Consider the following 23,447-nt stretch of genomic DNA (forward strand, 5'->3'; position numbering starts at 1 on the left):
TTATAATATTTCAAAGTATATCTACTAAAATCAAAATCTTTTTTTTGGTGAACTGATTACTGTTACATTAAAACTTTTATATGAATATCAACAATAACTCTATCCTGAATAATGAGAACATTGAAAACCCTGCTCTATTCGAGCAGGGAAGATGAAAACAGAGGAGCGTCATCCTTTTCCAGGACGACGCTCCTCTGTTCAAAATCATCTAAATTTTCCAGCGACCTTCTACATAATGGATAGGGTTTTTATTTATACGCCGAGAATGGCGAACGATACGCCAACGACGCCGATGAGCGCCATCGCGTAAACCGGTACGCGCGGCATTTCACCGTTATTGTCGAGTGCTTTCCCGAACATGAAGAACACAATCGGGTGCACGAGGAACGGCATCGAGAAGATGAGCGGGATGAGAAGCGATGCCTCTGTCCCGAACATGCCACCTTGGACCGCTGCGAAGAGGCCAAAGTGTGAGATGGCTGACGATTGTGCCATCGTCGTGTAGTCGAACGCAATCGTGCTGAAGCTGAGGATGACGAGACCGCCGAAGACGGCCATCATCTGCCAACCGAACGAGAACTGCATAAGCGCCTTCACTTCTTTGAAGTCCTCACCGTTCGCACCGCGCAAGTTTTTAAGCGCGAGTGCCGTCAAGACGAGACCGACCAAGACGATGATCGCCGTCGGCCAGATCCAAAGCGCCCCGTTGTCGGCACTGACTGCCAAGATCGAGAACACGAAGATGTGACCGAAGAACGGGATGTTGATCATGATTGGCGCACGTTTTGCCGCCACTTGACCGAAGTCACCGGCCGTACATGCACCTGTGAGACCACTGTGCGACAGCGAACCGGCCATACCTGGTGCGAGGTTACGGATGTGTCCCGTGCGTGCGAACCACATGAGGAGCGCGATCCCACCGAACATCCAGAACAACTGACCGAAGAAACCGTAGACGAGAATCGAGTTCATGCCTTCGATGGCGAAGGCGTCACCGATCCGCGAACCACCGACCATGAAGTTGGCCGCCAACACGACCGGGATACCGGCGAACAAGAGCGCGCGGACGGTCGGTCCGTACGTCCAGTTTTGGAAGATGGCACCGAGTGCTGATGACAAAAGCATCGCAAAGAAGATTTGCGGCAAGGCGATGACCGGTTGAACGGCCATGGCGATTGCGTACGAGATGAACAAGATGACGAGCAGTAACGCCGTCTCGATCAAGCCCTTCTTCATATAAACGTGCTTGTCGTCGATTTGTGCCTTATGGTCGATCAAGAGGAACGATGCCGCGAGACCAATCAACGCGAGGATCGGGTAGTAGAGCGTGATGCCCTCTGCCGTTCCCGGTTGGATCATCATGCGGAAGAACCCTTCGAGTCCGACGAGCAAGAAGAACGAACGAACGATGAAGATGAACTGCGTCCGACCTGTTCCGAGGAACATCTCTTCTTTAGATGGGACGACGATGTCTTTCATCTCGAGCGCTTGCTTGCTTAAGATCTTACGAAGCTCTTGCCCACCGACGAAGAATGAGACAACGAGCGCGATGATCGTCGTCCGTGACAGGAAGTCGACGAGCGGGAACTCAGGAAGACCCGGAGTCGCGATGCCCATCTCGACCATGGCGAAGCCGAGGCCGAGGCCGAAGATAACGATGACGAGGATTGGCGAGAACCGTGAACCGGCCACGACCATCCGTGATAAAATGACCATCGGGATGATGAAGGCCACAAGTAACCAGAATTGGTTGAGTAATTGCATTTGCGATAATTGCTGAACGATTTCCATGAAGTAACCCCTTATACATTTTTTTCACACTGTTTCGAAGTTTACAGGATTGAACATTCTGTGACAAGGGGGTGTGACGTATTGTAAACATTGAAAGCGGAACCAACTGAAATGGTTCCGCTTTCGGTTAGGTATTCGGTTGGCGAAGGCCCCAGATGCCCTTATTTCCCGTGGCATAAAACAAGTCATCTTTCCCCGCGAAGCTAGCCGAATCGCTCGAATGGGCCCGAATCTGTTTGTTGACGTGAGCCTTCCAATCTTTGTAGCGATCGAGCTCGAGTTGATAATACGACTTTTCGATATAGTCGTAGATTTCTTTCAATGACGCCGTCCCACCGTAGTGCTGGAGGGCGAATTGGATTTTGCGAAGTAGTGCGCGTTTCAAGTTATCCCTCACCTTTCACTATATACTTCTAAATACTCTTCAAACTTTTGTTCCACTACGTTAATAATTCTATCAAGAGCCGCTTTGCCATCAATACGATATTCTTCCCTCACATAAAACATATTATCAACTAATTCAAAGGGTGGAGAAATATTGCTTATTCTAGTAGAAGTAGTCGATAGATACTTTAATGGGAGTGTTCTTAAATGTCTTTCCATTTTTGCTTGTGAAAAAGGAGTTGTAAAGTCCTTACTTATATTCTTGAGAAGATAAGTACTGTGTTGTTTGCTAACCAAATCATAATAAGGTCTTGCGAGTTCAGTTATCGATATTGGAGCATGCCAATCCTCATAACCTCGCTCTAACATTATCTTCAGTACGTTCATTTTGTAAGGTCCCTGCCTATCGAACTCATCTATGTACTGAATTAATTGCTTAAGTCGATCTTCCATAATCATGCCATCCTCACTCTGAAGCTTTCCGACTGAAGTAGTGATGCAGTCGAACTTCAACGATTTGACTGACCCATTCGTAAACCAAAGGATGAGCATACGCTTCGTTATGCTCTATATGTAGCGATTCCTCTGAGACGAAGAACGGTCCTTTCGATATTTTATCAAACGGCATCCGTAACAGTAACTTTTCGATTCTTTGCTGATGGAACGGTGATTGGAAGTCTTTCGTTTGCCCGTCAATCTGTTGACGGTAAGGGATGGCATTGATGAAGTCATAAAACGGCCGAGCTGCCTCGCTCGCTGAAAGCGGCTGAAGCCACCCTTCCAGCCCGCGGTTCAACATGATCGATAGCACAATCATCTTATAACTCTTCGTCATGTCGGTGTATTCCACTTCAAGCAACAAGGATTTCACATCTTCAAACAGATGACTTTCCTCAGAATCAAGTTCACCAATTCGATTCAAGAATCCGACGTAGCCCCCGTCTTTCTTCCATAGAGAGCGATAGGCGTCCATCGAGTACTCGCCTCGTTGAATCAACTCCATATAACTCGGTCGTCTTCCAAGTTCCTCTTTCACCATGAAATAGTTCCGTTCTAACTGTTGTTGACGAGTCGAAGCTCGAGTCACCATCCGCTTCAACAAATCAACGGCATGCAAATCAAATTCGATTGTGCATCCGTCCGGTAAATCGACTTCTGTAGGGAGTGCTTTGACAATCGGTTGTCGCTTTGTCGTCAAGAGCGCCAACTTCTTATCGATGTTCTTGTAGTTTCCGATCAAGTCGATGATGGTGCAGTGCGTCTTCCCGCTCAACAAACGGAGTCCTCGACCAATCTGTTGCGTGAAGACCGTCAACGATTCGGTCGGACGGCAAAACAACAACGTATCGATTTCAGGAATGTCTACGCCTTCATTGAACAAGTTCACCACGAAGATGATATCAAGATGTCCTTGCTTCAATTGTTTGATGACATCCTCTCGGTCATATTCAGTCTGGCTATGTAAGGCGACGGCTTGAACGCCTTGGAGACGGAAGTAGTCAGCTAAATATTCGGCTTGAGCGACCGAAGAACAGAATCCGAGCGCACGTGTCTGGTGATGCATCTGCCAGGCTTCGAAGATTTTTTGAGCGACACTTTCCTTTAACTGTTCTGCCAATAGCTCATCCTGATCATAACGGCGGCCGTTAATCAATCGGATTTGCGAATAGTCGATTTCGTCATAAATTCCGACGTAATGAAAAGGAGTCAAGTAAGATTCTTCAATTGCTTCAGTAAAGTGCATTTGATAGGCGACATTGTCATCACAGAGAGCGTAAACGTCTCCCCCATCCAGTCGGTCCGGCGTCGCCGTCAGTCCGAGCAAGAACTTCGGCTCGAAAAAGTCAAGGACGCGGTGATAGGATGGTGCGGCCGAGTGATGGAATTCGTCGACGATTATCAAATCGAACTGATCAGGCGCGAACTGTTGCATCCGATGTTTCGAGGCTAACGTTTGAATCGAAGCGAATAACACGTCGGCTGACTGCACATCTCTCGAGTCACCACCTAGCAATAAGCCCGTTTTCCATTCAGCCGAGACTTTCTTATAAGAATCCTCAGCTTGAAGCAGAATTTCTTTTTGATGGGCAATGAAGAGCACTCGTTTGAACTGTCGTGCGAAGAAGGCACTTAAATATGTCTTCCCTAAACCGGTAGCGAGCACGAGCATTGCTTTCTGTCTGCCCTCTTCCATCGTTTCACGTAACGCCTTTAAGGCGGCATCTTGGACGGTGTTCGGCGTGATCGTGTCGTCCTCGATGTAGACAGGAGTCATCTCAGCTACTTTGCCCATCTCATTCATCCGCTCTTGTCTCGCTTCGTATTCTTCGCGATAAGGCTGTAACGAGATTGGATTCATGATTTGAGCATACTCACTATAAAACAGCTCGTGGAACGCATCGACCGATTCTTCGAACACGTCCTCTGAGATGCTTGCCGGAATCTCGACGTTCCATTCGACGCCACGGTTCAAGGCGCTGTGCGACAAGTTCGACGAGCCGACAAAGAATGTTCCGCTCTCTTCAGTCCGGAACAAATAGGCTTTCGGATGGAACGATTGACCATTCGAACGATAAAGTCGCAACTCAACCCCATCGATTTCCATGAGCATCTCGAGCGCAACCGGGTTCGTCAAATAGAGGTAATCCCCAATCAAAATCCGGACTTGGGCACCGCGCATGACCGCCTTTTTAAGTGAAGACGCAATCTCTTGAACACCTGATACTTGTGCAAACGCGACGACCATATAAATTTCAGTCGCCGCGTTGATTTGATTCTGTAATGGAATTCGTAAATGACTGGTGTGCAGACGTAACTCACTCATGATCAAGGACCTCTTCCAAGAAGATACCTTTTTCGAAACCGCCCCGCTTCTCGCGCTTCTCCTCACGAATGCGATTTAATTCTTCAAAACTCGCACCGTGCATCTTCCCGAGCGTATAGACAAGTTCCAGTACGTCGGCAAGTTCTTCGAGTGATTCTTCATCGATGTTTGTTTCCTCGTACTCTTTGATTTCTTCATGAAGTTTATGAGTTGCGAATTTCATATGTTCAGCATTAGATAGTTTTTTATGTATTGCTATTTTCCCAGACTGCTCAATGATTGTAGGAATTTTATCCCTTACCAACTTGTTATAGATCATGCAATCTCCCCTTTTCAAATCCTCATCCTTTATTTTACATAAATAAAGGATATAAATCATCCTACGTTTCGCCCTATATAAATTATTTAACAAGGTTACAAAGGAATCACTCAGAATCGATGATTATGATTCTATATTTTGTTACAATGTTTGTAAAATATCATTTTTATACAGGAAAGGGATTAACAATGAACACCCAAAAAATCTGGTCTTTTTTAGTTACGAACCTAGTTCCTGAGGAAGATACAAAGTTTACTTATGAGGAATTCAACAAGTGGATGATTGATTCACCTACAGAGGCTATGGTTTACTTAGACGGCATTTTCCAATCTTTAACTTTAAAACGTATGTATATGCTTGCAAAGAACACTAAGCGCCCAGCTCTATCTGAACGATACTTTGATCGTCACGTCATCAAGTTTGGTTGGCAAAAACTAAAGGTCGAACTAAACGCATCGATGAAAGAGTTAAAATGGGCTCACCGTTACATAGAGTTAAGTGACTTATATACAAAGCGTAACCTTTTAAAAATTGAGACTCTAGAAGCTTTTGAAAAATTGATCTCTTTAGGCGAAGTATATCTCAACGAGACGGAGAATTCATCCGGACTTTATGACAGCGATGTCTTCACAAAAGAAGAAATACTGGATGACTCTGAAGAGCATAGAGTAAAGCCCATTACATTCTCAGAACCACCTACTCAAGAAATCAAAGAAACAATCCCTGAAGACACAACTGTAGAGGATAACGTGAACGATTCATTCACTAAAGAAAATCTCCTGCCCCAAAAAGATACAGTCACCGAGGATATTGTTAGTTCTATAGATATTAATGGAGACGCTACAACTAGCAAATTGCTAGATAAACTGCGTATGCTGCAATCTTCTTCGAAAGAATCGGTCGTCAATGCAGATAGCTTTGGGGAGTTTCGGGAGTATATGCATATCGATCGCCCGATTCAATACTCTCTCATTGAAACATTAGAGGCGATTGACAATGAATCCACACCACAACTAATTTTGCTAAGTGGTAGTGTCGGAGATGGGAAGAGTCACTTACTGGCCTACATCAAAGAAAAACATTCTCATTTGGTCAAAGATTTCAGGATTCATAACGATTCGACCGAGTCATTTGATCCATCAAAAAACTCAATCGAAACATTAGATAGTGTACTATCTTCTTTTTATAAACAGGATTCTGAAACTAAACATTTGCTGATTGCTATCAACCTAGGAGTTCTTCATAACTTCTATAACTTTGCAGCGTCTGAAAACCGATACGAATCACTCAGAAACTTCATTGATGACTCGGACATTTTCGGGAACGGAGAACACATTGTCTATTCAAATAAGTCACTCCACTTATTAAATATAGCCGGCTTCCAAACTTATAGCTTAGGAACAAACGGTGCCGAGTCTTTGTTCTTCTCGAAGATTTTAGAAAAAGTGGTCTTAACGTCGAACGACAATCCGTTCTATGATGCTTACTGTGAAGACGTCAATAATGGCATCCAATCTATTATTCATGACAATTACGATTTTCTATCGAATTTGGCTGTCAGAGAATCGGTTGAAAATGTCGTCATCCAAACAATGGTGAAAGAAAAGTTAATTATCTCAACGCGAGCATTCTATAATTTCATTTTTGATATTCTTGCACCATCAAACTTAAGCCTTGAACCAGATAAACCGAACGCAGCTCTCCCAAACCTTATTTTTGGTCACCCGGATCGTTCAATCATATTGAATGCTTTACATCGAATTGATCCAGTTTCGTTCCGCACCGACTTCTTCGATCAATTGATTACAAAATATGTATTGGCACAGCAGCCTCAAGATATTGCTAAAAATGCTTTAGGTGACATGGCAGAAATCTATCGATTCATTCATCATGCACCGGAGAATACAGATACTATGAATGCACTCGGGTCGTTCCTCATTCGAAGTTATTCACTATTGAACCCACAAGAAACCGATCGCACTTATCTAGATTTCTTGAAATATTTAAAGGCGTACTATCTCGGTGACGGAGAGAGTATCGAATCATTATTTGAATTGATTCGAGAAGTCATTTACTTATGGCGCGGGTCTCCACGAGAAAATTATTTATATATCGACGGTGCGAATAATGATTATAGAGTCGCCTACCCGTTTCAGGCTGAGGAGATTGTAGACGAACGTCTATTCGCAAGTGCAGAAAACAAAGACTCAGATTTTTATCGTTTTAGCCCATTTATTCGAATCGGTTTTGAAGTAGGCGGAAAAGAAATTTTATTCGATCTCGACTATAAACTCTATAGTCTGTTAGTAAAAATACAAGACGGATATCGTCCAAACCGAAATGATTTGCGCGACGCGGTTCAATTTATCGATTTTTATGATGAACTCATTCGATATACTGATAAATCAAAATCGATTCTATTGGTATCGACACATGATGGATCGATGGTTGAACTGACTAAGCCGAAATTTAGCAAATCTAAGTTTGAAGTAAGGAAGGTGAAACAGTAATATGACTAACGTTCAACATTTAAATGACTATTCACTAGACTGGTCACGACTTGAATCATTCTTAGTTCAGAATAAAGGTTATCGATATGCTCGACGTAAAGATACGTATGTTTTACCTTTACCTACTCGTGAACCTGAGCGCTCAAAGTTTGAAAACGGGTTTTGGCCAATAACCGGAGGACTTGCAAGACTACTCTCCAATGAGCCTATTATTCCTGAAGAAAACAGCACGGACATGAATCAGATTATGTCTATCGGCAAGTTCGACTCACCTGAAACAAATGAATGGTTCAAACATTTTTTACAGAGTCAGCAACGCAAAGTTGAGGAAACAAATGTTTCAAGGCTTTCACAATTACCACTTTTGACGTTAAGTGAGAAAAAAGAAAGAAACGGACAGATTGATTTTATTAACTACGTATATGGGACCCTCATTGAAGGAAACGAAGATGAACTTTCACCACTCTTCTCTGATGACGACAACAATGATTTATTGACTCAAATTTTCCGTAGTACCCAGTTTTCAAAGGAAAGTTCGTTCACAAGTCCATACTCTTGTCTGTTTCCGAATATACAGGAACAGTTCAAACAAGATTTGATTCACCTATCTAAAAATCCAAAATTCTTTTTAGATAACTTAAATCACTTGTTAGTACACTATACATTTATCATGATTTCTCAAACAGTTCTTCAAACGAATCGCTTCACTAAATTTGATCATGAACAAATGATACCGCTCTTCTTTTTGATGGAGTGGGAAAAAGGGGCACGTTGGAGAACCAGTTACACGAATGGGTACAAATTGTTAAAAGAACAGGCAAAGGACTTTTATAAACATGAACATGCATTAAATATCGTTTGTCAGACACCTGCTTTTCAAACGAAAAAAAATCTATATTATCATCACCTCAATGAAATATTGGTGTCAAACGGCGAGGAAGCTTTAAATACTTATGTTCAATCACTTTATGATTGGATGAACAATTTTTATACGAAATACAAGGCAATCGAAACACCAAAATACACTTCCGCAAAAACGTTGGACGAGGCATTCAGAGACTTGGCTGAATCCGTCTCGGTTGGATTGAATAAAGAGCTAAAATCTCGATATCCGGCAGCTCTTGAGGCCTTTGTTTTGAAGTTTTATAAGAAGCATGGCGGATCATTAGGTTCATTACTCGCCATCAATCAGGAACAACTTTTGGCATTAGTAGCTTGCTCAATCAAACAAGAAAAGATTGAATTGAACAAACTTTGGCACGAACTTGAAGCAAGAGGATTATTCTTCGATCACCATTCAAAAGAAGAAATTGTCGGGTTACTGGACAAATTGAATTACCTTGAAAAGAAAAGCGATAGTGGGGATGCACAGTATGTCAAATCAATTTTATAAGTTCATCACGCAACAATTGCTCAATTTCTTCGATAACGAAATTAAGCAAAAAAGAACGGATCGTTACTACGTCTATCTTCCGTCGAAACAAGATGTCAAAGAGATGTATGACGCGTTATCAGCATTAAACGTCGCAAACATATTTACGTACAAACACCCATTCGGGAACGAGGACTACGTCACGACTTCGTTAAACTTCTCATCTGGAAAATTAGTCGTGGCAAGCTCTTTCGATACAGATATTGATTTCCTTGTCACGTTAAGAAATGAGATGAGTGAACAGATTGGTCAATGGGCGAATACTTCTCTCTTAGTCTTGACTGATAATTTAAATGACTCCATTCGTGGAGGTAGTATCGACTTAACTTCTGAAGGACGTCCATTGCATATCAGTAAAATCATTCAACATTTAGATAACCAATTGGCCAGCAGTCAATTATCAAAACCTGAACAGATGATTGTTTCAGACTATTTAAAGCGTCACAATCATCAAAAACAAATTACGAATGGCTCATTCTTAGATTTCATTGATATTTTAGGCCTTCTTCATAAAGACGCTTTAGCGATGGAAGATTATACATCGTTACAATATTTTCAAGATGGAGAGCTATCTTCACTCATCCGAGAACGAGATGAACAAAAATACGGTTCTTCTACTTGGAAAAAAGTTAATAAACAAATCGAAAATCGTTTATCAGAGAACCATGAACTGTTCGAAGATGTCGAGCGATATTTTACATTAGGTAACTCGCGCGAAAAATTAGAAGAACGATTTGATAATGGGGCCTCTAAATTAAAAGAAGATACGTGGCAACAAACGGATTATGATGTCTTGAAAAAGTGGGAGGAAAAAGCAAAATCGAATCGAGACATTCAATTTGTTTCGGAAAAAATGACAGCTAAAGTGAGCGGCTCATTAGTTTCAGGGCATTATTTTTGGAGACGGCCGCAATCTGAAACAAAATCCGGTCAGCGTACTTGGCATATTATCCTCTTTGCTCCAGAAAATGCTAATGATATTCAGATTCATCTCCCATTTGACCGCTATACATCAAAACAATTTTTAGACAACAAGAGTGCGAAGAATACGACAAGTTCAGGTTATTCACTCATCACTTCAGTGGAAGTCGATTCAAATCAAGTCACTTTTTCAAAAGTCCGGTATAAACATGAAGGTCAGTCATCTACCACGTATTTATTCAATATCGCTGTAGTACCATTGACACCTGAATTTTTAACACCGTATCAAACAAGATACTTGGTTGATACAACATCTAAAAGTCAGCAAGCTATCCGCTTGATTCTAGATGGTCACAATGTGATAGAACTTGGCGATGGTACGGGGGATAGCCTTGAAGTCACCATTGACTCCCCTGAGGCGTTAGAGGTTGATCAACATGATGTAATCAATCTCCCGCTTAATGTTTTAGACGAAGGAGAGTCACGCATTCGATTCTCGATCATGTTAAATGACGTCGAAATTCCTCTTTCTATTAAAGATGATATGTTAAAAACCACGCCCTTAGACGGACTTAGCATTTGGACGAGAAAACGAAAAGACGAAACATCATTTTTGATTGATTCAGACTTTAAAACAATCCATAACGGTCAACGTACCTATTCAACGCGTTCCGTTGACAGAAACTATTTCAAAATGGAGCAGGAGTGGTTGGATAATCACGTACGGTATGGAAAACAATTATCTGATGATTCTTTTGAAAACATCCATCTAGATATTCCTACTTCTGTTGAGCAAAGTTATAACGGATTTTTAAATACGGTCAAAAACAAAGGCACAATTCCTTCATTGTTGTACTATGATGCCGAGGTACAAGCTGCGGCTTATACATTTGTGAACGAGTATTTGACTGAAATTGAGAACATCCCTTCTCAGGCACTGATGACCATTCAACAACGAAACTTATATCGTTTAGGACAAATCGAGACAATCGACGGCTTGTTATTGACGCCATTTTCTCCTCTGAACATCGCATACCAATGGCAAGTGAACGAAGCTTTAGGGTCTGAAGACATTGATTCGAACATCTTAAAGAAATTGAAAGCAAGCTACACCGTGCCATATGCATTTAATATGCATGAAATGCTTCTTAAACCGACAGATCAATCTCCTTTGCCAGAGTGGCATGAATACACATTGCGAGAACGTGTAAGTGTAGGTGAAACCAATTCTTATTTAGCAAAAGTGGTCGAAGATAAAATGAATCACTTCACTGAACATTATGATTATTTATTCTCGATTCAGAACTCCGCTCCACTCTGTGTGAATGTCATCAACGTAACAAACGACGACGAAATTTTAAAAGGAATTATTTCATGGTTCAAACAACAAATTGCTTCTAAAGGGACCCTGGATGCGGTCAAGTCATTAGAAGTATCATTGTACATTCCAGACGCTTCTGGTTTGAGTGCGTTTGATAAATTGAACGATATCGAAACGGGCGAACAATTCAAAGACGAATTCGGGATTGATTTGTCTATTCATGAATTTGAGCCAGACGAAGTATTGCATCTACTCCAGCAGTCTATCCTGTATCGCAAGTTAAATTTTGATGCCCCTGTACATTATGCCCATATCTCATTCTATAAGATGGGGAACGAATCTCGGGTCGTTAGTCAACCAATGAGTGAGTTGGCCAGCAGCATGAATTTAGACGGGCTGTTTACTACCGTTTCTTCAGTCCAAAGCAATGAAACCGGGTACCGTGTTGGCTTTGGTACTGCAGGAGCTGACGTTACTCGAAGTCTCATGACACGATTCGGCTATCATTACAATGAACTGACAGCAAACATGAAAGATGGCGGACATAGTTCATACATGAAAAATGTTTCGTTGACGATGCATATTGATGTAGCTGATAAAGGTGCGCTTGAAAAAATCTACGGTTCTTCTCATTGGGTAACCTTCATCGATCCGCCGGTCGGGCTTGATTTCTTCAAGTCGTCTTCCGACAATTTGATTATCATTCATTATAGTGATCAGTACTCGTCTACGAACGGATATGACGCAATCACTGTTACTGACAAATCGGATCAATATTTCAATGTCATCCAAGAATTCATCAGTTCTCAAGGCGTCACCTCTACTCAAAATCAAATCGAGGAAACAATTCGAGCCTTCAATACGTTTAATGGTGAATGGTTACTTCGTGCTGTTCAAGGGAGAGGGTACGACAAGCGCGAGAAGATGAGCATTGTTTCAGCGATTAAAGAAACGCTGTTACTGTTCAATGAAGACAATACAATCTGGGTGCCAATCTCTATGGAAGAAGTTGTTCGAGTAACCGGTAATGTGAAATTGAGTAAGCGAGCTGGATTATTTTCAGGTAAGACTATCGGACGGAGAGGCAACTGTAGCGATGATTTATTGATGATTGGTCTTGAAATCAATCAATCAGATTTGAAAGTGCACTTCTTCCCGGTCGAAGTTAAAATCGGATTGAACGATAACTCGGTCATCACAAAAGGTATCTCACAAATCTCAGAGCTGAAGGCTCGCTTAAACGATCATTTGCTCGACTTAATGACGTTTGATGCGAAATTCCTACGCAACTATTTTGCGAGACTCTTTATCAACAACGCACAAAAAATGCAGGAAAATGATATCTGGCCAAGCAAAGACTATCGGTTAGATGCTTCATTGATTGACCGATTGATGAACGATGATTTTGAAATTGTCGACGAGAAACGTGCGAAATTCGGAAATGGCGTTCTCGTTTCATTCAAGAAGTCTTCGGACTCTGTTCGCCATTCGAGAAACCAAGGGGTCGTTATTCTCGAATTACCTGAACAATATGGATATGAAGTGTTAACAGAATCATTAGACTCGCTTAATGCAAAACAAAAAGAAAAAGGCAGTACGTCTACTATCAAAAATGAAGCGACCTCTTCTCATACGCCTAGACTTCGAATCGCGAAAGAAGTTAGTGACGAAACAGATAGAGCAAAAGTCGCTGTGAAAGTTTCAACAGATAACGGCAAAAAAACAACAGAACCTCAACCAGTGATTCCATCAATCAATCCTGTCACACCTACAGGAAATAGTTTTAATGCTATCAGATTGTTATTAGGTAGCGAATTTAATAAAAACTACTATTGGGAGTATGGACATTCGCGCTTGTCAAACAGACATCTGTTGATTGGTGGTCGATCCGGTCAAGGAAAAACGTACTTCGTCCAGTCCCTACTCTTGCAATTGGTTGAACAGAATCAATCCGCTTTGGTCATCGACTACTCAAACAGTTATACTTTAGGGCAACTCGATGAAACATTTATAAATCGTATGGGGTCAAAACTGACGGAACGCATCGTATACCACGAGTCATTCCCATTGAACCCATTCAAGAGACGGGAAAAAGAAATTAGCGGACGGAAAGAACCTGAAAAGATTACTTCCGTCGCCACAAGAGTGGCAGCCGTATTCGCATCCGTCTACAGAGGTTTAGGAGATCAACAAAAAAACGCCATTTATATGGCGACGAAAAACGGGATTGAGAAGTATGGGGAAGAAATGCGAATGGAATTGCTCATCGAAGAGTTAGAAAGTCTCGAGACTTCCTCAAAATCTACAGTCCAATCTGTAATCAGCCGCCTCACCCAAATGGTCGATATGGATCCATTTGATTATGAATCGGACAACGATTGGAGTAAGATTTTTGACAACAACAACGGAGTGACGGTCATCCAACTTGAGGGATATGACCAAGATGAAATCAAAAAATTATTAGCAGAGTTTATTCTTTGGGATTTATGGTATTATTCTTTATCTGGTTCAGAAAGCCGACCGATGCCGGTCATCTTGGATGAAGCGCAGAACCTATCTTTCCGTAAAGGTTCTCCATCTGAGAAAATCTTAAGAGAAGGTCGGAAGTTCGGTTGGTCGGCTTGGTTCGCCACACAATCGTTCAGCAACTTCGATAAAGAAGAACTTGCGATTTTGGATAATGCCGCTACAAAGATTTACTTTGCACCAGCTGACAGCGAATTAAAAGTGATTGCTAATCGTATTGGCGCAGTCTCACTTGAAGATCTAAGAGGTCTAAAGAAAGCACATTGTTTGGCGGTAGGACAATATAAAATAAATGCCGAGGAATTAAGCAACCAAGAGCATCATCATCTTAAAGTCCCGCCAATGAATTAAAAAATCACGCATCCTTTTTCGGATGCGTGATTTTTTGTCACTCCAGAACTTCCTCCAAATATAACCCCTTCTCAAATCCACCCTTCCGCTCCCGCTTCTCTGCACGAATCGCATTCATCTCTTCAAACGAAGCCCCATGCATTTTACCGAGCTCATAAGCGAGCTCAAGAATATCCGCTAGCTCTTCAAGACATTCCTCATCGATATTCGTCTCTTCATACTCTTTCAGTTCTTCATATAACTTCAGGCGTGCCTGTTCAAAGTGCTCGGCTTGATTCAACTGTTTGACGATGACTCGTTTTCCGTCCGCACGGATCAGTTCAGGTACACGGTCTCGGACCAACTTATTATGTTTCACCATAGCTGCCTCCTACTCCACAATCTCAAACGCCTTCACATACACGACATGATCGAGGAAAATAATCCATTCGTCCTCGAATTGAACGAAGCCATCCGACGCATGCCGGAACGACTGATAAATGGCTTCAAGTGCCGCATAGCGACTATCTGCCTCGACGACTTGCGTCAACACCTCATCATTGATCATGTGGAATTCGATCTCGTACGATTTCATGTCGTCTCCTCCGTTTCACCCCATAATGCCTTGCCTACTCTCTTCTTTACCCGCTCGGCATAGTTTTGTCTCAAAATTCATCCATCTCGTCGACTTCTGTCACGACGACACCAGTGTCCCCGACTTTCCCCAAGTCGCGGACGGTCGGGTCTTCGTACGCCAATACATGAAACTCTTGCTCGAACGTCCGGATCACGTAATGCGACAGTTCGCCTCGGTCGGTGTTGATGCGGTCCGTCTTCATCCATTCGGCGGCGAACGCACTGAAGCGAGACGTCTCAAGCTTCACGATCGGGTGTTTGTTGGTCAAGCCGTCCTCCGGCATCCCATGCTCTTCAAGCGTCCCGAGGAAGACCGCATACTGCTCGAAACGGATCAGAATGCGGTCGCGGTCGGCATCGTCCGTTAAAATCATCGTCGCGTCACTTGCCCCGAAACAAGTCCATTCGAGGGGATAATAGGTGACGCCCTTCATCTGAAACGACTCCGTATCGAGCACGTAGTCTTCAGTCGACATCAAAAAATCCAAATCGATTGCCACACGTTTCCCCCCCGTTCAAAAAAAAGCGACGTTCACAATACGTCGCTCATCCTCCCATTATATTCCTTCTTCGCGCAAAACTGCCTCGATTTCCACAAATTCAGCCTCGATGATGTCAAAATGCTCTCGCTTCATTTCTGCAAAGCTCTCGACTAGTTCTTCTTCTGTCATATTCACGCTGTCTTCAAGCACATGCAGGAGACGATTTCCCATCTTTGTCATCGAAGAGAAGGTGAGTCCTCCCGAAATGACACCTCCTGCGAGTGGGATCATCTTCGACACGCCTTTTGCGAACGTATCTTTCGTCATCTTGAAACCAATCATCGCTGACATCTTTTTAATGATTGGAAAATATACCGTTTTCGTCAACGCTTTCTTCGGCAGTTGTTTCAAGGCCTGTTTCGACAGTTGAGCGGACAGCGCCTTAATCGTGGCTGTCGCGCCTCCGACACCGAACATGACGCCCAAGAACAAGACCAAGTCCCCGTTTACTCGATCGACGTCAAGTTCTCCATTCTCCCAAAAGTCATCGTAGCCGTATAAGTATCCTGTTTCCTGCGCCAGGCGGAGAGAAAATCCAAAAAACTGTGCCGTATCCGCAGGAATCGTCGCAGCCAGTCCGATCCCCCCAGGCAATCCCGCCGCGAAAGACGCACTCGAACTCTTCATCGTTTGGTTAGCAATATTCCGTTTCGCGATTTTTTTAATCAACGCGAGTGGAACGTTCGCTCCAATCGGTCCTTTCTCCATAATCTCCGCCAACTGACTTGCTGGGACATGTCTACTAAAACTTTGAGCTAAAAACTCTCTGCGGTCGACTTTCACCCCGGGTAGTTTCACCGCGTTCGTCATCAACACCTCAAACACTTCTGACCCCTTCGACATCGTGTACACCTCGTCTTTTCATTCGCTTTTGCTATTTGACCTTCATATGTATGTCATTCCAAATTCTAGTTTTAGTATAAAGCGTTTCATTCATAAATTGTAAAAAATTTTCCTTTCACCTAGACATTTTATATTAAAGGTATCCGAAATCAAAAAAATAGAGTGCCCCGTAGGACACTCCACTCCTTCACTTAATAAAAGACAAACCACAGCACCGCTGCCACTAAAAACAGCCCGGCCCCGATAAAGAGAATCTTTGCCAATCGTTCGTATACCATGTCTTCACCTCACCAACGCCGCGCCGACGACGAGCGAGACCCCGATCGAGAGCATGAACGCGAGCAAACCGACCGCGATATTGCCTTTCCCGATCTCCTCGTTCACTTTGAGCGACGGCGTCAAAAATTCAAACAACCAATACGTGACGAGCAGTAAGAAGAAGCCAAAGCTCCCTCCGACCAACACGTCGATCATCCGCTCGTGATGGCTCTCGACGACACGGAAGATGTTGGCCAGCCCGACGACCTTGCCCCCGGTCGCGAGCGCGACGGCGATATTCCCTTTTTGGATCTCGCGCCAGTTGCTGTATGGCGTCGTCACTTCAAAAATGGCGAGCCCGACGACGATCATCAGACCGGCAATCGAGTACAATCCGAGCGACTCGAGCATCACGCCAAACGTTACGTTCCCCATCATCATGCGTCCCTCACTTCAATTCGACGACCGTTACCCCGAGTCCACCTTCACCCATACCACCCGGGCGCTGACTCTTCACGTGACGATGTCCTTTCAAATACTCTTGCGTCGCTTGTCGCATCGCGCCCGTACCGAGCCCGTGGATGATGCGGACGTTGTCGTATCCGGACACGAGCGCCTCGTCGATATATTTGTCTAGGCGCGAGAGTCCTTCTTCGACCCGGACGCCGCGAAGATCGAGCTCCGACTTCGTCGAGCTCTGGCGCTTCAGCGAGCTGCCTTTCGACTGGAGCGCTTGTTCTTTCGAGGGTCCGACTTTTTGAAGGTCGTCCGCTTTGACGTTCACTTTCATGATCCCGACTTGGACGTTGTACTCGTTGTCGTTGATTTGGTTCACGATATACCCTTTTTGGTTGAACGTCGTCACTTTCACTTCTTCGCCTTTACTGAACGTACGTTTTTGTTGCGCTTTTTGTTTCACTTTTTGGATCTTTTTATCTTGGAGCGTCGGTTTCGCCGATTCGAGCTGTTTCTTCGCGGCGATGATCTCGTGCTCTTTGACGATGCCTTCTGCGCGCAGCTTCTTCAACCGGTCGATGACTTCGTTCGCTTCCCGCTTCGCTTTCTCGACGGCCTTCTCGGCACGTGCCTCGGCCTCGCCGTACATCGTGTCGCGTTCGGTCTCGAATTCACTCATCTTCGCCTCGAACGCCGCTTGCTCTTGTTCGAAGTCGTGGCGTTTGATGATCAGTTCTTGCTCGAGCTGCTCGGCGCGTTGTTTCGCCGACTCGAGCTCGTTGATCATCGATTCGACCGACTCGGCGTCGGTGCCGACGTGGCTCCGTGCCTTATCGATCACTTGTTCGGACAGACCAAGGCGTCGGCTGATCTCGAACGCGTTCGAGCGTCCCGGCACACCGATCAACAAACGATACGTCGGGCTGAGCGACTCGATATCGAACTCCATCGAGGCATTGACGACACCTTCTCGGTTATAGGCGTACGCTTTCAACTCGGAATAGTGGGTCGTCGCCGCGACGCGGGCCCCGCGCCGCTTCACTTCATCGAGAATCGCGATGGCGAGCGCGGCCCCTTCTTGCGGGTCGGTCCCGGCACCGAGCTCATCGAATAGGACGAGCGACATGAAGTCGACCTTGTCGAGCATGCTGACGATGTTCGTCATGTGCGAGCTGAACGTCGACAAGCTCTGCTCGATCGACTGCTCGTCACCGATGTCGGCGTAGACGGCGTCGAACACTGAGAGCTCTGTACCGAACTCGGCCGGGACATAGAGCCCTGACTGGACCATCAGTTGCAGTAACCCGATCGTCTTGAGCGTGACCGTCTTACCACCCGTGTTAGGTCCGGTGATGACGAGCGACGTGAAGTCTTCCCCGAGCTCGACCGTGATCGGGACGACCTCGTCTTGCGGGATGAACGGATGACGCGCCTGCTTCAGTTTGATCTCGCGGGCGTCGTTCAACTTCGGTTCCGTCGCTTTCAGTTGATGACCGTACGCGACTTTCGCGAACACGAAGTCGAGTTCGGCCAAGACGTCGAGGTTCGTCACGACGGAATCGGCTACGCCGCCGACGAGATTTGACAGTTCGGTCAAGATACGGTCGATCTCCGAGCGTTCTTTCAAGCGGACTTCTTGGATCTCGTTGTTGATCGAGACGATCGCTTGCGGCTCGATGAAGAGCGTCTGCCCTGACGCCGACTGGTCGTGGACGATCCCGCCGAACGCTTGGCGATACTCTTGCTTGACCGGGACGACGAAGCGGTCGTTCCGGATCGTGACGATCGCGTCTGAGAGCATCTTGGCGTTGTTGCGGAGGATGTTGTCGATCCGCGAGCGGACACTGCCCTCAAAGCTGCGGAGTTGCGTCCGCAGACCGCGCAGTTGCGAGCTCGCCGAATCTTGGACCGTACCTTGGTCGTCGATGGCGTGACGGATCGATTGCTCGACCTCGATCAGCTTCGTCAAGCGCTCGGCATATTCGTCGAGGCGCGGGATTTGGATGTCTTCGTTGTCCTCGTGCAACTTCTCGAAGAAGTTCTTCACTTGGCGGCCGCTGTACATGACGGCGGCGACGGCGAGCAGTTCGCTCGTCGAGAGCACCGAGCCGATGGCGGCCCGTTTCACTTCGGCGCGGACGTCTGAGAGCCCGCCGAGCGGCAAACGGTCCCGGAGCCGGACGACCTCGGTCGCCTCGCGCGTGACGTTCAAGTTGGCGAGTACCCGGTCGTACGAGTAGTCAGGCTGCATGTTGAGCGCCCGGTTTTTCCCGAGCGAGCTGGCCGCATGCACGGCGAGCTGTTGACGTAACTTTTCATATTCTAATACGCGTAACGCGTGATCCATCTAGCATGTTCCTTTCTGTCGCTTCGCGTCGAAGAACGCTGTCGCTTCTTCGAACGTGAGGCAGTTAATAATGTCTGACGGTTCGAGATAGGCTTTTCTTGCGTGCAAGACGCCGAGTGCCATATCTTCCATCATATCAGGGTGGTGGGTGTCGGTGTTTACCATCAGTTTGACACCGGCCGCCTTCGCGTTCTTCAGCGTCGAGGCGGTCAAATCGAGACGGTTCGGGTTGGCGTTCAGTTCGAGCGCTGTCCCTGTCTCTTTCGCGAGGGCGATCAAGCGCTCCTCGTCGATCGGGTAGCCGTCACGACGTCCGATCAAGCGTCCGGTCGGATGGGCGATGACGTTGACGTAAGGCGAACGGCAGGCGTTCTCGAGCCGCGCCATGATCTCGTCGACACCTTGGTCCATCTTTGAATGGATCGAGGCGACGACGTAGTCGAGCGTCGCTAAAAACTCAGGCTCGTAGTCGAGCGTCCCGTCTGGGCGGATGTCCATCTCGACACCGCGCAAGACGTGCATATCGTGTTTTTTCGCCGCGGCAAGGATCTCTTCCCCTTGCGCTTCTAATCGTTCCTCGGTCAACCCATTGACGAACGACATGTACTTGCCGTGGTCGGTGATGGCGATCCACTCGTAACCGCGCGCTTTCATCGCGGCGACGAGCTCATCGACCGTCAGCTTCCCGTCTGACCAGACCGTGTGCATATGCGCGTCGGCCTTGATATCGTCGAGCGTGACGAGCTTCGAGATGTCGTGCTCGAACTCAAGATTCCCTGCCCGTAGCTCCGGCGGGATGAACGGGAGGCCGTAGCGTTCGAACAGCTCCGCTTCCGTCTCCGGCTGCCACAGGCCGTCCGCGGTCTCGACCCCGTACTCGGAGATCGACTCACCCTTAGCTTTCGCGAGTTGGCGCATGCGGACGTTATGGTCTTTTGAGCCGGTGAAGTGGTGGAGCGTCGCCGCGAAAGCACCGGGCTCGACCATCCGGAAGTCGACCGACACCATCTCCTCGCGCTCTAAGACGAGCGACACTTTCGTCTCACCGGCCGCGATGACTTCATTGACGAACGGGAGCGCGAGCAGTTTGTCACGCAAAGCGACAGGCTCCTCGGTCGCGATGATGAAGTCCAAGTCTTTGCACGTCTCCTCGGCCCGGCGGAAACTGCCCCCGACCGAATGCCGGAGGACGAGCGCCTCGCCTTCTAACACTTTGTTGATCTCTTCTACGACCGGGCGCATCATCGCGTACGACAGGCGTTCCGGACGGGATTCCAAGTTCCGTGCTGCTGCGAGCAACTTCTCGACGCTCTTCGTGCCGAAACGCGGCAATTCTGACGCCGTGCCGTCTTCCAATACACGGATGAGCGACTCGAGGTCGACGACGCCGACCTCTCTTAGCTGAGCCAGTTTCTTGCCGCCGAGCCCTTGAATTTTGAGCAGCTTCATCAAGCCGTACGGAATCTCTTCTTGGAGCGACTCGAGCACCTCGCTCCGTCCCGTCTGGCGCCATTCCTCGAGTACAGCCGCCGTTCCTTTACCGATACCTGAGATCGTCGTCAAGTCATCGATATCGTCGAGTTCGAGCTCGGTGTTCTCGAGCGCCGTCGCCGCTTTCCGGAACGCGTTGATTTTAAACGGGTTCTCACCCTTGATCTCCATATATTGCGCGATTTTCTCTAACAGCATCATCGCCTCAACTTTATTCATCGTACTTCCCCCTTTTTCATACAGAAAAGACCGAGACACAAGCGCTTGCTTGCATTCCGGCCTGTCGTGTCACAGCATCTTATTCGAGAACCAGTCAGATAGGTATGGCGTGTCCTGGATGATGAACGTCGCGAGCGACGAGTTGTCGACCGCATTTTGGACGCCCGCCATCGGGACGAACGCGATCACCCAAAGGATGAAGAACGTGATGACGTATGACTCGAAGAATCCGAGCACGGCACCGATGATGCCTTTCAATTGGCGCAAGATAGGCAAGTCCGTCAAGAAGTCGAGCATCGACAAGATGAGATGCAAGACGAGCTTCGTGATCAGGAACAAGATGACGAACCAAAAGACGTTATAGAATATCATCTCGATGCCTGACAGTGAGTTCAAGTCGAGCACACCGCCTGGTAACGTCCCGTCAAGTTGTGACGGATATGGGATCCAAAGCTTGAACGCTTCGGCGAGATCCCGGTAATAGGCGTTGGCGACAAAGAAACTGATGATGAGCGCGACCCAATGGCCGAGCTGGAGGATCGCTCCACGGCGGAAGCCGTTAATGATCCCGATAAACAAGAAAAACAGTATAAGTAGAGTAACCATGGATTGATTTATTCTCCCGTATTTCGTTTAGTTTTGACGTGATCGCTCGCAATTTGGATGGCGGCGAGGACCGCTGCCTGACGAGCGTCTAGCTGAGGGGACTGTTCACGAATCTCGCGGATCTTACTATCGACGAGAAAGCCCACTTCCCTCACATGATCGGCTGACTCCTCGCTAACAATCGTATAGTCTTGCCCCGCAATGTGAATCGTTGTTCGTTGTACCTGCACGTGTCACCCCTCCTTTACGTCTGTTCCAAATTAATCATAACATCGTTTGTATATTAGGAAAAGGAGAAGACCCCTTCCTTTTTATCGCTAACATTTTGTGATACCCTGTTCAGAAGTTGTCAAACGTCAATCTTCAGTAAAATTCGAAGATAGGCTGGCAACACGCAGGGAAATGTGCGAAAATAGCAACAATTCAAACATTTAGAAAGGATGATTTATTTGAAATTAAGGATTGGTCTTCTAGGCCGCATCATCATCGCTATCGCTTTCGGGATATTAGTCGGTAGCATCGTACCAGAAAGCCAGAACTGGATTGTACGGACGTTCGTCACGTTCAACACGGTCTTCGGACAATTCTTAGGCTTCGCCATCCCGCTCATCATTCTCGCCTTCATCATTCCAGGTATCGGGGAACTTGGAAAAGGCGCCGGGAAACTAGTCGGCTTGACGGCCGCGATTGCTTACGTATCGACGATCGTCGCCGGTACACTCGCCTACTTCGCGACGAGCAACCTATTCCCACAGATCTTAGCACGCAGCACGGCATCAGCTGAAAACCCAGAAGAAGCACTCTTGAAAGGTTTCATGGAGTTTGAGATTCCACCGGTATTCGGTGTCATGACGGCGCTCATTCTCGCGTTCGTCATCGGAATCGGGATCGCCGCGATCGAGAGCAAACGCTCACTCGACCTCGCCATGGACTTCCGCGATATTATCGAACTACTCATTAGTAAAGTCATCATTCCATTTTTGCCGATCCACATCGCCGGAATTTTCATGAACATGACGTACGCCGGTCAAGTCGCCGAAATTTTGTCGGTGTTCTCGCTCGTATTCGTCACGATCATCGTCCTTCACGCGACGATGCTCATGATTCAATATTCAATCGCAGGCGGGCTCAATAAAGAGAATCCGTTCAAACTGCTCAAGACGATGATGCCGGCTTATTTCACAGCCATCGGCACACAGTCGTCAGCCGCGACGATCCCGGTCACGCTTCGTCAGGCAAAATTGAACAACGTCGATGAAGGCGTCGCCAACTTCGTCGTCCCGCTCTGCGCGACGATCCACTTATCAGGCTCGACGATCACGCTCACATCGGTCGGTGTCGCCCTCATGTACTTGAACGGCATGCCGATGTCATACGCGATCGTCCTCCCGTTCATCCTCGCCCTCGGCGTGACGATGATCGCGGCGCCAGGTGTTCCTGGTGGGGCCGTCATGGCATCACTCGGATTGTTCGGGTCGATCCTCGGATTCGATGCGACGATGCAAAGCCTCGTCATCGCGCTCTACTTGGCGCAAGACAGCTTCGGTACGGCGACGAACGTCACAGGTGACGGCGCCATCGCCAAAATCGTCCATTACTTCAAACGCAACACGAACTTGCTCGACGACGCGAAAGCGCGCGAAGACATCGCTTAACGAGTTACGAGCTAGACAACGGGCAGGCCTCACGGT

At 46.5% G+C, this 23,447-nt stretch carries 18 protein-coding genes; 4 read left to right on the forward strand and 14 right to left on the reverse strand.

What is annotated here, in order from left to right; genetic code table 11:
* Positions 1-252: 252 nt before the first annotated feature.
* The 5 genes from EVJ23_RS07340 to EVJ23_RS07360 all read right to left on the reverse strand — a co-directional run bounded on the left by EVJ23_RS07340 (position 253) and on the right by EVJ23_RS07360 (position 5,222).
* Complete coding sequence (locus EVJ23_RS07340; RefSeq protein ID WP_131465529.1) at positions 253-1,791, reverse strand: hypothetical protein; 1,539 nt, start codon at positions 1,789-1,791, stop codon at positions 253-255.
* 127 nt (positions 1,792-1,918) lie between these two features.
* Positions 1,919-2,176: a hypothetical protein gene (locus EVJ23_RS07345; RefSeq protein WP_131465531.1), complete on the reverse strand. Its 258-nt coding sequence runs from the start codon at positions 2,174-2,176 to the stop codon at positions 1,919-1,921.
* An 8-nt stretch (positions 2,177-2,184) separates the two neighbouring features.
* Positions 2,185-2,628, reverse strand: coding sequence for a hypothetical protein (locus EVJ23_RS07350; protein WP_131465533.1), 444 nt, complete (start codon positions 2,626-2,628; stop codon positions 2,185-2,187).
* 13 nt (positions 2,629-2,641) lie between these two features.
* On the reverse strand, positions 2,642-4,999 hold the full coding sequence (locus tag EVJ23_RS07355) for a DEAD/DEAH box helicase family protein (protein ID WP_131465535.1): 2,358 nt from the start codon (positions 4,997-4,999) through the stop codon (positions 2,642-2,644).
* Positions 4,992-5,222 (reverse strand): nucleoside triphosphate pyrophosphohydrolase, encoded by a 231-nt coding sequence (locus EVJ23_RS07360; RefSeq protein ID WP_330857357.1) that lies wholly within the window; start codon positions 5,220-5,222, stop codon positions 4,992-4,994. Before EVJ23_RS07360 ends, EVJ23_RS07355 begins: the two co-directional genes overlap by 8 nt.
* A 221-nt stretch (positions 5,223-5,443) precedes the next feature.
* On the opposite strand from EVJ23_RS07360, the gene dptF reads away from it, so the two are divergent.
* The 3 genes from dptF to dptH are packed head-to-tail and all read left to right on the forward strand — an operon-like array spanning position 5,444 to position 14,379.
* On the forward strand, positions 5,444-7,828 hold the full coding sequence (gene dptF / locus EVJ23_RS07365) for a DNA phosphorothioation-dependent restriction protein DptF (RefSeq protein WP_161568393.1): 2,385 nt from the start codon (positions 5,444-5,446) through the stop codon (positions 7,826-7,828).
* Position 7,829: 1 nt separating this feature from the next.
* Positions 7,830-9,221 carry a DNA phosphorothioation-dependent restriction protein DptG gene (gene dptG, locus EVJ23_RS07370; RefSeq protein ID WP_131465541.1) on the forward strand — a complete coding sequence of 464 codons (1,392 nt, stop codon included), beginning with the start codon at positions 7,830-7,832 and terminating at the stop codon, positions 9,219-9,221.
* A complete protein-coding gene (gene dptH, locus EVJ23_RS07375; RefSeq protein ID WP_161567023.1) occupies positions 9,202-14,379 on the forward strand; it encodes a DNA phosphorothioation-dependent restriction protein DptH in 5,178 nt (1,725 codons plus the stop codon). Before dptG ends, dptH begins: the two co-directional genes overlap by 20 nt.
* A gap of 37 nt (positions 14,380-14,416) precedes the next feature.
* Here dptH and EVJ23_RS07380 read toward each other — a convergent pair whose 3' ends face one another.
* The 9 genes from EVJ23_RS07380 to zapA all read right to left on the reverse strand — a co-directional run bounded on the left by EVJ23_RS07380 (position 14,417) and on the right by zapA (position 21,986).
* Positions 14,417-14,740, reverse strand: coding sequence for a nucleoside triphosphate pyrophosphohydrolase (locus EVJ23_RS07380; protein ID WP_070327760.1), 324 nt, complete (start codon positions 14,738-14,740; stop codon positions 14,417-14,419).
* Between the two features lie 9 nt (positions 14,741-14,749).
* Entirely contained in the window at positions 14,750-14,953 is a 204-nt protein-coding gene (locus EVJ23_RS07385) for a hypothetical protein (RefSeq protein WP_070327761.1), read from the reverse strand.
* A 70-nt stretch (positions 14,954-15,023) separates the two neighbouring features.
* A complete protein-coding gene (locus tag EVJ23_RS07390; RefSeq protein ID WP_131465545.1) occupies positions 15,024-15,494 on the reverse strand; it encodes a hypothetical protein in 471 nt (156 codons plus the stop codon).
* A gap of 57 nt (positions 15,495-15,551) precedes the next feature.
* Positions 15,552-16,379: a pectinesterase gene (locus tag EVJ23_RS07395; RefSeq protein ID WP_131465547.1), complete on the reverse strand. Its 828-nt coding sequence runs from the start codon at positions 16,377-16,379 to the stop codon at positions 15,552-15,554.
* Between the two features lie 282 nt (positions 16,380-16,661).
* Positions 16,662-17,078, reverse strand: coding sequence for a DUF350 domain-containing protein (locus EVJ23_RS07400; RefSeq protein ID WP_131465549.1), 417 nt, complete (start codon positions 17,076-17,078; stop codon positions 16,662-16,664).
* A gap of 7 nt (positions 17,079-17,085) precedes the next feature.
* A complete protein-coding gene (locus tag EVJ23_RS07405; RefSeq protein WP_131465551.1) occupies positions 17,086-19,440 on the reverse strand; it encodes an endonuclease MutS2 in 2,355 nt (784 codons plus the stop codon).
* On the reverse strand, positions 19,441-21,150 hold the full coding sequence (polX, locus tag EVJ23_RS07410) for a DNA polymerase/3'-5' exonuclease PolX (RefSeq protein WP_131465553.1): 1,710 nt from the start codon (positions 21,148-21,150) through the stop codon (positions 19,441-19,443). It abuts the gene before it with no gap.
* Positions 21,151-21,219: 69 nt separating this feature from the next.
* Entirely contained in the window at positions 21,220-21,756 is a 537-nt protein-coding gene (locus EVJ23_RS07415; protein WP_131457492.1) for a CvpA family protein, read from the reverse strand.
* Between the two features lie 8 nt (positions 21,757-21,764).
* On the reverse strand, positions 21,765-21,986 hold the full coding sequence (gene zapA, locus EVJ23_RS07420; RefSeq protein ID WP_016508139.1) for a cell division protein ZapA: 222 nt from the start codon (positions 21,984-21,986) through the stop codon (positions 21,765-21,767).
* Positions 21,987-22,196: 210 nt separating this feature from the next.
* Between zapA and EVJ23_RS07425 the strand changes: the two genes are divergently transcribed.
* Entirely contained in the window at positions 22,197-23,411 is a 1,215-nt protein-coding gene (locus EVJ23_RS07425; RefSeq protein ID WP_070327768.1) for a dicarboxylate/amino acid:cation symporter, read from the forward strand.
* Positions 23,412-23,447 lie beyond the last annotated feature (36 nt).

The sequence above is a fragment of the Exiguobacterium sp. SH1S1 genome (assembly GCF_004337245.1).
GTDB lineage: Bacteria > Bacillota > Bacilli > Exiguobacteriales > Exiguobacteriaceae > Exiguobacterium > Exiguobacterium aurantiacum_A.